This window comes from Amycolatopsis sp. NPDC043885, from assembly GCF_056435685.1.
Map to the genome: position 1 here is coordinate 269,115 of NZ_JBWKEA010000009.1, position 12,424 is coordinate 281,538.

Here is a 12,424-nt window from a genome sequence, read left to right on the forward strand (position 1 = left end):
CCGCGTGAGTACCGCCGAACGGACGAAACCGACTCGCGCGAACTGGGTGCGCCGGATCGTGGCGGGATTCCTGCTGGTCGTCGTCGCGGTGATCGGCGGAACGGCGTTCCGGGTCTGGCAGGTCGCGCGAGAGGACGTGCGCGACCGGGCCGACGTCATCGTGGTGCTCGGCGCGGCCCAGTACAACGGCAGGCCGTCGGAGATCTTTCAGGCCCGGCTGGCCAAGGCGAAGACGCTGTACGACCAGGGCGTGGCGAAGGTGATCGTCACCGCGGGCGGCAAGAAGGCGGACGACAACTACACCGAAGCGCACGCGGGCGCGCAGTGGCTGCGCAAACGCGGCGTGCCCACATCGGCGACGCTGCCGGTCGGCGAGGGCAGCGACACCCTGCGGAGCCTCCGCGCGGTCGCCGAGCAGGTGCGGAAACGGGGCTGGAAGACCGCGGTGCTGGTCAGCGACCCGTGGCACTCCTTCCGCGCCCGGGTGATGGCCGACGACCTCGGGCTCGAGACCTGGACGTCGCCCACCCATCGCGGCCCGATCGTGCAGACCCGCGAGACGCAGGCGCGCTACATCGTCCGCGAGACCGGCGCGCTGCTGTACTACCGCCTCACGAAGTCGCCGGCGGACAGTCTGTTCGGTACCGGTGAGGTCTGACGCCCGATAAGTGTCGGTGACCACGTTTAGTCTGGTCGGGTGGACACCTACACCGAGGCCGACAGGGCGCGCCTGCTGCCGGAGCGGCCCAAGGGCGCGGCGTTGGAAGGCGCCGCGGACGGGCGGAGCGCCTTCGCCCGTGATCGCGCCCGAGTGCTGCACTCGGCCGCTCTGCGCCGTCTGGCGGGCAAGACCCAGGTGGTCGGCCCGGGTGAAGGGGCCGAGGTCAGCGGCGTGCCCCGTACGCGGCTGACGCATTCGCTGGAGGTCGCCCAGATCGGCAGGGGCATCGCGGACGAGCTGGGCGCCGATCCCGATCTGGTGGACACCGCCGGCCTCGCGCACGACATCGGGCATCCGCCGTTCGGGCACAACGGCGAGCGCGCGCTGAACGAGGTCGCCCAGCCGTGCGGTGGTTTCGAGGGCAACGCGCAGACGTTGCGGATCCTCACCAGGCTGGAGCCCAAGGTCCTGCTCGAAGGCGGGGTCGTGGGCGGGCTGAACCTCACCCGCGCCTGTCTCGACGCCTCGACGAAGTACCCGTGGCAACGGGAAGAAGGCAATCCGAAGTACGGCGTCTACGCCGACGACGCCGAGGTGTTCGCGTGGGTCCGGGAAGGCGCCCCAGAGCGCCGGACCTGCCTGGAAGCCCAGATCATGGACTGGTCCGACGACGTCGCGTATTCCGTGCACGACGTGGAAGACGGGGTGCTGGCGGGCCGGATCTCGTTGCGGGTGCTGGCCGACGCGGAGGAACGCGCGGCGGTGGCCGAGGCGGCGCGAAGGTTCTCGCACCAGTCGCGGTCCACTTTGGAGGGTGCGGCGAAGGAACTGCTCGATCTGCCGGTGGTCGCCGAGCTCAGCGAACCGGGGCTCGACGGATCGCTCAAGGCGCAGGTCGCGTTGAAACGGCTGACGAGCGAGCTGGTCGGCCGGTTCGCGACGGCGGTCGTCGGCGCGACACGGGAGGTGTACGGCGAAGGGCCGCTGAGCCGCTACGCCGCGCGGCTGGTCATCCCGGAGCAGGTCGCGGCCGAGGTCGCGTTGTTCAAGGCGCTCGCGCTGCGGTACGTGATGAGTGACAGGCGGCGCCTCGCGATGCAGGACGGCCAGCGGCAGACACTCGCCGAACTGGTCGAGGCGCTGTGCCGTCGCGCGCCCGACGCGCTGGACGGGCTGTTCCTTCCCGCGTGGGAGGCCGCCCCGGACGACGCGGCGCGCCTGCGCGTGGTCGTCGACCAGGTGGCGTCGCTCACGGACGCGCAGGCCTACGCGTGGCACGCCTGGCACACGGGCAGGCACGGCTGAGGCCTTCATCTACAGCAAAGGGTGGTGAAGGCCTCCTTGCCTACCCTGACGGTAGTGAAGGAGGCCTTCACTACCCGTTCGGTGCTCCCGATGTGGCATTGGAGGCGTTGAGCGTCCCCGATGCCACATCGGGGACACCGCTGTCCCGGCGTCGAAGCTGATGTTCTGAAGGCCCGCTTTGAGGTGTTCACCGTCTCAAAGGGGGCCTTCAGGGCACGACACCTTCGGCTTACCTCTTTAGAGAACCCGGATCGCCCAAGGCGGAACCTTCGGACAGGAGACGGGCGGGCCCGTCCACGGTACGGTCTGCGGCATGGGCGCTGTCGAAAGCCACCTCCGGTTTGGTCTGGACCTCTATCGGGTGCTGGCGAGCCGCGCGGAGAACGCGTGCTTCTCGCCGTACTCGATCGCGAGCGCGCTCGGCCTGGTGACGCAGGCCGCCAAGGGGAAGACCAGAGAAGAGCTGATCGCCCTGCTCGGCGACCCGGACGAGCTGGCCGACCTGCTGGGCAAGGCCTCGTCGCTGCTCGACGACGGCCCCGAACTCGCGGTCGCGAACACGCTCTGGGCCTGGGACGGGCTCCCGCTCGAGGGCTCCTTCCGCGAGGAACTCGCCACCTGGCCGGGCGGGAAGGTCGAGAGCGCCCCGTTCGGCGACGATCCGGAGGCCGCGCGACGGCTGATCAACGCCGACGTCGCCGAGGCCACCCGCGAACTGATCCCCGAACTGCTGAAGCCGGGGACCGTCGCGCCGGACACCGTCGCCGCGATCGTCAACGCCCTGTATCTCAAAACCGCCTGGACCAACCCGTTCTCGCGTGACAACACCGCGCCCGCGGACTTCCACGCGCCCTCCGGCACCCGTACGGTGCCGACGATGTGGCTCGAAAAGCGGCTCGACCACACCCACGAGGACGGCTGGCAGGTCGTCCGCCTCGGCGCCGAGGGTGGGGTGGAGGCGGTCGTCCTGCTTCCGGACGGCGATCTCGACGACGCCGAACTCGACGCGGGCAAGCTGGCGCGGCTGCTGGAGAACACGCGGTCCAAGACCATCGCCCTGTCGCTGCCGAAACTCGACCTCGACGTCGACAGCCCGCTGACGGCGAAACTCCAGGACCTCGGGGTGCGGACGATGTTCACCGCCGACGCCGACCTCACCGGGCTCGCCGACGACGACCGGCTCGAAGTGTCCGAGGTCCTCCACCAGTCCGTGCTCCGTATCGACGAACAAGGCCTCGAAGGCGCCGCCGCGACGGCGGTGCTGATGCGGCTGACGTCGCTCATCGTCGACGAACCCCTGGAAGTCGCCGTCGATCGGCCCTTCCTTCTGCTCGTCAGGCATGCCTCGACGGGTGTGATCTACTTTCTCGCCCGCGTTGTCGAGCCGTGAGGATGGTCAGTGAGTCTTTTCCAGGCTAAGTGGTCACCATCGGAAGTCCTCCGGGGGTCTCGACGGCCCAGCTTCCCGCTGGACGCACGGCCGTGAGACCCGAGTACAGCCCGGTACGAGGGCCCCACGGCCGCACGCCCAGCGAAAACCTGGATCCGCCGAATACCCCCGAAGGACTTCCGATGGCAACCACTGAGGCGGCGGAGGTGGAGGCCGAGAAGACTCCCACGAGACCCCGCCGGTTCGCCGCCACCGACGCCGCCATCATGGGCGGCTTCCTGCTGTTCGCCTTCCTGCTCTACAACGGGCTCTGGCTCGATCTCAAGGAGGGCTATCTCTGGAACAGCGCGTCGGACCAGAACCTGTGGGAGTGGTTCTTCTCCGTCACCGCGGACAACGTGCTGCACCTGAGGAATCCGCTCAGTTCGCATTTCCAGAACCATCCGCTCGGCGTGAACCTGATGGCCAACACGGCCATGCTCGGCATCGGCATCCCGCTTTCGCCGGTCACGCTCACCTTCGGCCCGACTGTCACCTGGGCCATCGCGCTCACCGGCGGTCTCGCCGGCACCGCGGCGGCCTGGTACTGGGTCTTCTCGCGGCATCTGGTCACCCACCGGGTCGGCGCGGCCATCGGCGGCGCGTTCGCCGGCTTCGCCCCGCCGATGATCTCGCACGGCAACGCGCACCCGAACTTCGTCGCGTGGTTCGTCCTGCCGTTCATCGCGCTGCTGGTCTTCAAGATCGCCCGCGGCGAACGGCCCGTCCGCAACGGGATCTTCCTCGGCCTGCTGGCGGCGTACCAGATCTTCCTCGGTGAGGAACCGCTGCTGATCTTCGCGATGGCGTTCGCGATCTTCGCCATCGCCTACTTCGCGACGAATTACCGCGAGTTCCCACCGATGGCGAAACCGCTGGGGATCGGCGTCGGCATCGGGGTCCTCGTGGCGCTCGTGCTGTGCGCTTTCCCGCTGTGGTGGCAGTTCTTCGGCCCGCAGAGCTATCAGGCGATCGAGCACGGCCCGGTCGGGAACGACACGGCCGCGTTCACCCGGTTCGCGACGCAGTCGGTCGCCGGGCAGCCGCAGGCCGCCGCGGACGTGTCGATGAACCGCACCGAGGAGAACGCCTTCTTCGGCTGGCCGTTGATCGTGCTGATGGTGGTCATCACCGCGTGGTTGTGGCGCGAGGTGTTCGCGCGGGCGCTGGCGATCTCGATGTTCGTGATGGCCTGGCTCTCGCTCGGTGTGCAGATCATCGTGGTGCACGAGGAGACCGGGATCCCGGGACCGTGGAAACTCTTCTCGGAACTGCCGCTGTTCGAATCGCTGCTGGAGTCGCGGCTCGCGATGGGCTGCATCCCGCTGATCGGCGCTCTGCTGGCGCTGGCGACCGAGCGCGTCTACGCGGTCGCGTCGAAACTCCCCGAAGTGCCGGGGGAGCGGCGATTCCCGTTGCGGCTGCTGTGGATCGGCGTCGTCATCGCGGTACTGCTGCCGATCGCGCCGACGCAGCTGATCGTGAAGGAACGGCCGCCGACACCGAGGTTCCTCGCCGACGGCACCTGGCGGAGCTATGTCGCGCCCGGCGGGACCGTGGTCCCCGTGCCGTTGCCGAGTTCCGGCGAATCCGAACCGCTGCACTGGCAGATCGACGCGGGCCTCGGCTATTCGATGCCGGAGGGCTACTTCGTCGGGCCGAGCGGTCCTGACGACAAACGCGGCCGCTACGGCGCCGTCCAGCGGCCGACGTCGATCATCTTCGACCAGATCAAGCAGACCGGGATACCGCCGACGATCACCGAGTCGCAGCGGGTGCAGGCGCTGGAGGATCTGCGGTACTGGAACGCCGACGTGCTCGTGCTGATCCCGCGCGAACACCAGGACGCCTTCCGGACCACCGTGGACCTGCTGCTGCGGAAGCCCGCCGAGTTCGTCGACGGTGTCTGGGTGTGGGACGTCCGGACGATCACTCCCTGAGGCCGTCGCGGCTCGCCGACCACCGCGAGCCCGCGAACGGTCCGTCCACGGAGATCGCCAGATGCGCGTTGACCCGGACCGTCCCGCTGCCGAGCCGTGCCGCGACTTCGGCGGCGTACTCCTCGTCCGCGCCCCACACCGATCCGCACAAGCCGGACGCCGTGGCGTTCGCCAGCCCGACCGCTTCGTCCACTGTGGAGCATCGGACCACCGGCAGCACCGGGCCGAAGAAGTACCCGGGTCCGTCGAGTGGCCCGCCGGTCACGATCCTCGCGCCGTCCGCCCGTGCCTCGCCGGTGAGACCGGTGACGCGGTCGTACCGCGGCCGGTTGTTCACCGGGCCGAGCTGTGTGCCGGGTGTCCGTCCGTCGCCGACCACGACCCGGGTCGCCACGGCCGCCAGCGCCTCGACGACGCCGTCGTGGACGGACCCGACGGCGTAGACCCGCTCGACCGCCACGCCGATCTGGCCGCAGTTGGCGAAGGCGCTCCAGAAGAGCCGTTCCGCGATGGCGGCCGGATCCGTGCCGGGGAGGACGATCGCGGGATCGTTGCCGCCCAGTTCCAGCGTCAGCCGTCGCCATTCCGGCGCGGACGCGGCGGCCATCCGCCTCCCGGTGTCCGCCGATCCGGTGAAGTCGACCTTCCGGATCCCGGGATGGGTGAGCAGACGCTCGCCGAGGGGGTCGTGTCCGGTGAGCACGGTCAGCACGCCCGGCGGCAGCACCTGCGCCAGCATCCGGCCGAGGTGCAGCGTGGTGAGCGGAGTGCGCGGCGACGGCTTGAGCACCACCGTGTTCCCGGCGGCGAACGCCGGCGCGAGTTTCGCGACGGCCGACTGCACAGGGAAGTTCCACGACGTGATCGCGGCGACCGGTCCTTCGCCGTCGGCCCGCGGTCCAGGCCGCAACCCGGCGAATTACCGGAACTGCGACGCCGCCCCGGCGAACTCGGCGTTGGCCTCGTGAAGCGGTTTCCCCTGCTCTTCGGAGAGCACGGGGGCCAGCACGGGCGCGGCCTCCTCGACGACGACCGCGCACGACGTCAGCGCCGCGCGCCGATCCGAGGCGTGCCAAGCGGGCCAGGCCTCGGCGGCGGCGCGTACCGCTTTGTCGACTTCGGCTGGCCCGCAGTCGGGGACGGCCGTGATCCGTTGTCCGGTGGCGGGATCCTCGACGGCGAGCATCGGTCCTCCTCGGTGGAAGGAAAAGTGCCGACTCGCCAGCGTACCTTCGATGATCGACTGGCGGTTCCGGCGAAAAGGCGAAAGACGGCCCTCCTGCCGCGTGGCGCGCGTCACCGGCGTCACTGTCACGTCCGCGCGGGCCGTCTCGTCCATTCGGTGATCGCAACCGCACGAGGAGGACACCATGCCGCGTATTCCCGCCGTGAAGACCGCCGAAGCCGGCTTCCTGCTGAAGCTGTTCTACAAGTTCGCCGGCAAGCGCTTCGGCGCCGTGCCCGAGCCGATGGCCGTCTACGCGCACCACCCGGCGCTGCTCCGGGCGAACGGCATGCACGAAATGATGGCGGAGAAGGCCAGCAAGACGCTGCCGTCGAACGTGCGCGAGCTGGCCGTGTACCGCGTCGCGACCCAGCTCGGCTGCTCGTGGTGCGTCGACTTCGGGACCATGCTGCAGCTGCACGAGGGCCTCGACATCGAACGGCTGAAGAACATCGACGACTACGCGAAGTCGCCCGCGTTCACCGACCAGGAACGGCTCGCGCTCGCGTACGCCGACGCGATGACCGCGAGCCCGGTGACCGTCACCGACGAGCAGGTCGCCGAGCTGGAACGGGAGTTCGGCCGCAAAGGCGTCATCGAGCTGACCTACCAGATCGGCCTCGAGAACATGCGTGCCCGGATGAACAGCGCGCTCGACATCACCGCGCAGGGCTTCACCTCGGGCGACGCCTGCAAGATCCCGCTTCCCTGAGACTCCCGCGTTTAGTCCTCTGAATGCGCCCAGGGCGCATTCAGAGGACTAAACGCGGTCAGGGGCCGACGCGGGTCCGCGCGGTGGTGAGCTTGTCCGGGTTCGCCATGTCGTAGATCGCGACGATCTTCCCGTCGCGGATGACGAACGCGTCGACGTGCTCGTCGAGCGCCCGGTACCGGTCCGAACCGGGCTGAGGCGGGAGGTAGACCCCGAGGTCGCCGTTGACCAGCGCGAACCTCGCCTGCTCCATCCCCGCCGGGTCGTACATTCGCATGAGGCCCTGGAACAGCCGGGTGACCTTGTCGAACCCGGCGACCGTGTGGATCGCCGTGCGGGCCTTGCCGCCGCCGTCGCCGACGAGGACGACGTCGGGATGCAGCACCTCGGCCACCGCCTGGATGTCGCCGGTGAGCATCGCGGTCATGAACTTCTCGATGATCTGCTGCTGTTCGACGAGCGCCGTCCGGGGCGGCGGATCGGCGTCGGCGACCGCGCGGCGGCCGCGGGAACCGTGCTGGCGCGCGGTTTCCGGTGTGCAGCCCAGGATCTCGGCGATCTCGCCGAACGGCACCGAAAACGCGTCGTGCAGAACGAACGCGACGCGTTGTTCCGGCGTCAGCCGGTCGAGGACCACCATCGCCGCCATGCGCATCCCGTCGTCGCGGACGGCGACGGTCAGCGGATCCTCCGACGACGGCGTGCCCAGCGGGCCGAGGACGGGTTCGGGCAGCCATTCGCCGACGTACCGCTCGCGGCGCACCACCGCGGACCGCAGCCGGTCGAGGCAGATACGGCTGACGACGGTGGTCAGCCAGCCCTTGTGGTCTTCGATGGCCGAGCGGCGTCGTTCGTCCAGGCCGCTCAGGCGCAGCCACGACTCTTGGACCGCGTCCTCGGCGTCGGACAGCGTGCCGGTCAGCCGGTAGGCGACCGACACCAGATGGGGGCGCAGCGCGGCGAAATTCCCGGCGAGTTCGTCCAGGGCGGTGCTCATTCCCCGAGTGTGCCGTACAGCGCTCGGGGAGCGGGAGGTCAGGCCGTGTCCGGTCAGTCACTTCGCGGTCTTCGCGCCCGGGCGGCCACTGACCTGGATCACGAAGCCCATCGAAGCGACTGACCGGACACGGCCTAGAGTGATGAGCGTGGCAGGACGGATTCGGGAGAGCGACATCGCGGAGGTGCGCGAGCGCAACCGGATCGACGAGGTCATCGGTGACTACGTGGCCCTCCGCAACGCCGGCGGCGGCAGCCTGAAAGGGCTTTGCCCGTTCCACAATGAGAAGACCCCGTCGTTCAATGTGCGCCCCACCCACGGCACCTTCCACTGCTTCGGCTGTGGCGAAGGCGGTGACGTGATCAAGTTCATCCAGAAGATGGACCTGATCTCGTTCGTGGAAGCCGTCGAGCGCCTCGCGGATCGCGTGGGGTTCCGGCTGACCTACGAAGGCGGCGGCGGAAGCGTCCAGCGTGATCGCGGCACCCGCTCCCGGCTGATCGAGGCGCACCGCGCCGCGCAGGAGTTCTACGCCGAGCAGTTGCTCACCCCGGACGCGCGGGCGGCGCGGGACTTCCTGTCCGAACGGGGTTTCGACGCGGCCGCCGCGCAGACGTTCGGCTGCGGGTACGCGCCCGCGGGCTGGGACAAGCTCACGAAACATCTGCTCAATCGCGGGTTCGAGGTCAAGGAACTGCTCACGGCCGGGCTGGCCAAGGAGGGGCAGCGCGGGCCGATGGACCGGTTCAACCGGCGGCTGCTCTGGCCCATCCGCGACGTCGGCAACGAGGTGGTCGGGTTCGGCGCGCGGCGCCTGTACGACGACGACCGCGTCTCGGCGAAGTACCTGAACACGGCGGAATCGCCGATCTACAAGAAGTCGCAGGTGATGTTCGGCCTCGACCTGGCCAAACGCGAGATCGCGAAGCGGCACCAGGTCGTCGTCGTCGAGGGCTACACCGACGTGATGGCGATGCACGCCGCCGGTGTCCCGACGGCCGTCGCGTCGTCGGGGACGGCGTTCGGCGAGGACCACATGAAGGTCCTCCGGCGGCTGATGATGGACGACGACGCCTTCCGCGGCGAAGTGATCTTCACCTTCGACGGTGACGAGGCGGGCCAGAAGGCGGCGCTGAAGGCGTTCGAGGGCGACCAGACCTTCGCGGGGCAGACCTACATCGCGGTCGCCCCCGACGGCATGGACCCCTGCGAGCTGCGGCTCGCCAAGGGCGACGCCGCGGTGCGCGACCTGGTCGCGCGGCGGATCCCGCTGTTCGAGTTCGCGATCAAGAGCATGCTCAAGGCGTTCGACCTCGACTCCGTCGACGGTCAGGTGGCGGCGCTGCAGAAGACCGTCCCGATGGTCGCGGGGATCAAGGACCGCGCCAGCCGCGACGGTTACGCGTCGAAGCTCGCGTGGTGGGTCGGCTGGCAGGACGCGGCGCAGGTGGTGAACCGGGTGCGCGGCAGCGCGGGGGCCACGGCGAAACGCTCCGCCACCGTCGAGGTCCGGCGGCCCGCTCCCTCCTCGGCGGCGGCCGCGGCCGAGGAGGACCTGCCCAGGCCCGCGCCCGGCGACCCGCGGTTCATCGCGCAGCGTGAGGCGCTCAAGGCGGCGCTGCAGCAACCGATGCTCGCCGGGGCCGAGTACGACTCGCTCCCCGAGGACGCTTTCACCCATCCGGTTTACGTCACCATCCACAAGGCGTTGCTGGCCGCCGGGGGAGCGGGCTCCGGGCTGACCGGACCCGCCCTGCTCGACGCCGCCGCCCCGCACTGCCCGCAGGGGACGGTGCGGCGAGTGCTCAGCGAGCTTTCGGTGGAACCGTTGCGCGCCAAGGGCGAGGTCGATTCGCGCTATATCTCCGCGCAACTCGCGGCGGTACAGGAGAGCCTCGTCGGCCGCCAGATCAACGAGATCAAGTCGAAGCTCCAGCGGCTTTCCCCGGTCGAGGCGCCGGACGACTACCGCGCCCTGTTCGGCGACCTCGTCGCGCTCGAGCAGTACCGGAAGGCGTTGAAGGAACAGGCCATCGGCGGATTGGACTGAGCATGGGCTGGCTGCGTCACCTGCTGGGTGACCGTGTCCCGGCGGATTTCGACGGCTCGCTCGACGACGGCGAGCACGTCGTCGGCGGCGCGGCGGTCGAGGGCGGCGGATACCTGCTGGTCACGGCGCTGGGCCTGTGGATACCGGGGCCGCGCCGGGTCGGCTGGCATCTGGTCGGCAAGGCCGCGTGGTCCGACGGCGTGCTGACCCTGACCGAGTCCGAGGAGACCGGGACCGCGGGGAACGCCGTGCTGCTGGCCGACAAGGCCCCGGTCCGGTTCCGGCTGCCCAAGCCCGGCAAGGTCCCGATCCTGGTGCGGCAGCGGGTCGACGGCTCGGTCCGGGGACGGCACCGCAAGGACCTCGGAACCGGGGGAGCGTGGTTCGTCGAGCGCAAGGTCCCCGGTCAGGACGGCACGGTGCTTCAGGTACGCCCCGATCCGGGCACCGACGTCGACGTCGTCAAGGCGATCGCCGAGGAAGCGGCCAGGAAGCTGGCGAAGCCCGGCGGCTAGCAGTACGCTCGTACTGTATCGCTGGGAGGCGCCATGTGGGATCCGGTCAAGTACCTCGACTACGCCGACCTGCGGGCCAGGCCGTTCCACGACCTCGTCGGGCGGATACCCGCCGACCAGCCCCGCCGGGTCGCCGACCTCGGCTGCGGACCCGGCAACCTGACCGCCGGCCTGGCGGAACGCTGGCCCGGCGCGATCATCGAGGCGAGCGACAGCTCACCGGAAATGGTCGAAGCCGCCCGTTCACGCGGCGTCGACGCGCGAGTGCTCGACGTCAACGACTGGGTGCCCGGACCGGACACCGACGTGGTCATCTCGAACGCCGTGCTCCAGTGGGTCCCGGAGCACCGCGACCTGCTCCGCCGCTGGGTGAGCCTCCTGCCGTCCGGGGCGACGCTCGCGTTCCAGGTCCCCGGCAACTTCGATGCCCCGTCGCATGCCCTGGTCCGCGCCCTCGCACGCACCGAGGAGTGGGCTCCGCGCCTCGCCGACGTCGTCCTGCGGGAGAACGAGGCCGTCGACAGCCCGCTCGGCTACGGGAACCTGCTGGCCGACGAGGGATGCGCGGTCGACGCCTGGGAGACGACGTATCTGCAGCGGCTGACCGGGGAGAACGCCGTACTCGAATGGATCAGCGGCACCTCGCTTCGGCCGGTCAAGGAGGCCCTGCCGGGGGAGGACTGGGACCACTTCCGGGCTCAGATCGCCCGGAAGCTGGACGAGGCCTACCCGCCGCGTCCCGACGGGACCACCTGGTTCGAGTTCCGGCGCGTCTTCGTGGTCGCCGTCGTGCCGTGAAAGGGGCCCTCCGCCAATGGCGAAGGGCCCCTTCGGTTCGTCTCGGGCACGGTCAGCGCTGAGGCCGCCCGAACCGCTCACCGACCTTGGCGCGAGCGACCCCGGCGGCGCCCTGCACCATGGGGTGGTCAGCGATCTTGCGGTAGGTCCGCACGATCTGCTCGTACCGCCCCCGGCCGGCCTTCGCGCCCAGCACGTAGCCCGCGGCCGCGCCCAGCAGGAACATCTTCATCCGAGTCCACGCCTCCGTTCAATCTTGCTCCAGCCGTCATTGTCCCTCAAAACGCGGGCTTGACGAGGTGATCCCCGAAGTGGGGGGTGGGTGCGCGGCCGCCGGGGGCATGGGCTAAAGTTCTCTCATCGGTCGGAGCGATCCGGCCGGTACGGAGCACAATCCCCTGTAGCTCAACTGGCAGAGCATTCGGCTGTTAACCGGAGGGTTCTTGGTTCGAGTCCAAGCGGGGGAGCACAGAGTTCCATCAGGAGAGCCCAGGCCACGCGGCCTGGGCTTCTTCGTGTTTGGGGTCCAGGTGCGGCGTGCTGAAGATCGTGGCTGTGGCGGTGCCCAGCGTGCTGCTCTCGGGTAGACGGCTTTCCGCGGAAAGCGGAGTCACCAAGGGCAAGCTTTCTGACCTGCGAGAACAGCCTTGAGTTGATCGGCGGGGCCGATCGTGCCCTGCGGGGGGCCGGTTCCGGATCACCGCCTCGGCGGTGGCGCGGTCGGCCATGTCGCCACCAGGTCGCCACCCTGAGCCGGGAGGTGATGAGCAGGACCGTGAGAACAGGTCCAGC

The 12,424-nt window shown here is 69.7% G+C and carries 11 protein-coding genes, 1 tRNA gene and 1 pseudogene; 9 read left to right on the top strand and 4 right to left on the bottom strand.

All coding sequences use genetic code 11. From position 1 onward, the window contains the following. Nucleotides 1-4: 4 nt before the first annotated feature. From AC069I_RS26100 to AC069I_RS26115, 4 genes are all read left to right on the top strand, one after another. The gene (locus AC069I_RS26100) at nucleotides 5-658 is read left to right on the top strand and encodes a YdcF family protein (RefSeq protein WP_478227733.1); all 654 of its coding nucleotides are present in this window, start codon (nucleotides 5-7) and stop codon (nucleotides 656-658) included. 39 nt (nucleotides 659-697) lie between these two features. Then, nucleotides 698-1,966: a deoxyguanosinetriphosphate triphosphohydrolase gene (locus AC069I_RS26105; protein ID WP_478227734.1), complete on the top strand. Its 1,269-nt coding sequence runs from the start codon at nucleotides 698-700 to the stop codon at nucleotides 1,964-1,966. A gap of 313 nt (nucleotides 1,967-2,279) precedes the next feature. Then, the gene (locus AC069I_RS26110; protein WP_478232118.1) at nucleotides 2,280-3,356 is read left to right on the top strand and encodes a serpin family protein; all 1,077 of its coding nucleotides are present in this window, start codon (nucleotides 2,280-2,282) and stop codon (nucleotides 3,354-3,356) included. A 182-nt stretch (nucleotides 3,357-3,538) separates the two neighbouring features. Further along, nucleotides 3,539-5,335, top strand: coding sequence for a glycosyl transferase (locus tag AC069I_RS26115; RefSeq protein WP_478227736.1), 1,797 nt, complete (start codon nucleotides 3,539-3,541; stop codon nucleotides 5,333-5,335). Here the strand turns inward: AC069I_RS26115 and AC069I_RS26120 are convergent. Next, nucleotides 5,325-6,707 (bottom strand): annotated as a pseudogene (locus tag AC069I_RS26120) (aldehyde dehydrogenase family protein). The gene AC069I_RS26115 and the pseudogene AC069I_RS26120 overlap by 11 nt on opposite strands. On the opposite strand from AC069I_RS26120, the gene AC069I_RS26125 reads away from it, so the two are divergent. Next, nucleotides 6,706-7,272, top strand: coding sequence for a carboxymuconolactone decarboxylase family protein (locus AC069I_RS26125; RefSeq protein WP_478227738.1), 567 nt, complete (start codon nucleotides 6,706-6,708; stop codon nucleotides 7,270-7,272). The pseudogene AC069I_RS26120 and the gene AC069I_RS26125 overlap by 2 nt on opposite strands. A gap of 58 nt (nucleotides 7,273-7,330) precedes the next feature. Here the strand turns inward: AC069I_RS26125 and AC069I_RS26130 are convergent, their stop codons facing one another. Further along, the gene (locus AC069I_RS26130) at nucleotides 7,331-8,269 is read right to left on the bottom strand and encodes a sigma-70 family RNA polymerase sigma factor (protein ID WP_478227739.1); all 939 of its coding nucleotides are present in this window, start codon (nucleotides 8,267-8,269) and stop codon (nucleotides 7,331-7,333) included. Between the two features lie 142 nt (nucleotides 8,270-8,411). Here AC069I_RS26130 and dnaG point away from each other — a divergent pair, with 142 nt between their 5' ends. From dnaG to AC069I_RS26145, 3 genes are read left to right on the top strand one after another with little or no spacing between them, the layout of a single operon-like run. Further along, the gene (dnaG, locus tag AC069I_RS26135) at nucleotides 8,412-10,319 is read left to right on the top strand and encodes a DNA primase (RefSeq protein WP_478227740.1); all 1,908 of its coding nucleotides are present in this window, start codon (nucleotides 8,412-8,414) and stop codon (nucleotides 10,317-10,319) included. A 2-nt stretch (nucleotides 10,320-10,321) separates the two neighbouring features. Beyond that, nucleotides 10,322-10,834: a hypothetical protein gene (locus tag AC069I_RS26140; RefSeq protein WP_478227741.1), complete on the top strand. Its 513-nt coding sequence runs from the start codon at nucleotides 10,322-10,324 to the stop codon at nucleotides 10,832-10,834. 33 nt (nucleotides 10,835-10,867) lie between these two features. Then, entirely contained in the window at nucleotides 10,868-11,632 is a 765-nt protein-coding gene (locus AC069I_RS26145) for a trans-aconitate 2-methyltransferase (protein ID WP_478266575.1), read from the top strand. 52 nt (nucleotides 11,633-11,684) lie between these two features. Here the strand turns inward: AC069I_RS26145 and AC069I_RS26150 are convergent, their stop codons facing one another. Next, on the bottom strand, nucleotides 11,685-11,864 hold the full coding sequence (locus tag AC069I_RS26150; RefSeq protein WP_007031230.1) for a hypothetical protein: 180 nt from the start codon (nucleotides 11,862-11,864) through the stop codon (nucleotides 11,685-11,687). 162 nt (nucleotides 11,865-12,026) lie between these two features. On the opposite strand from AC069I_RS26150, the gene AC069I_RS26155 reads away from it, so the two are divergent. After that, nucleotides 12,027-12,099 (top strand) — tRNA-Asn (locus AC069I_RS26155). 12 nt (nucleotides 12,100-12,111) lie between these two features. Here AC069I_RS26155 and AC069I_RS26160 read toward each other — a convergent pair. Further along, the gene (locus AC069I_RS26160; RefSeq protein WP_478227743.1) at nucleotides 12,112-12,246 is read right to left on the bottom strand and encodes a hypothetical protein; all 135 of its coding nucleotides are present in this window, start codon (nucleotides 12,244-12,246) and stop codon (nucleotides 12,112-12,114) included. Nucleotides 12,247-12,424 lie beyond the last annotated feature (178 nt).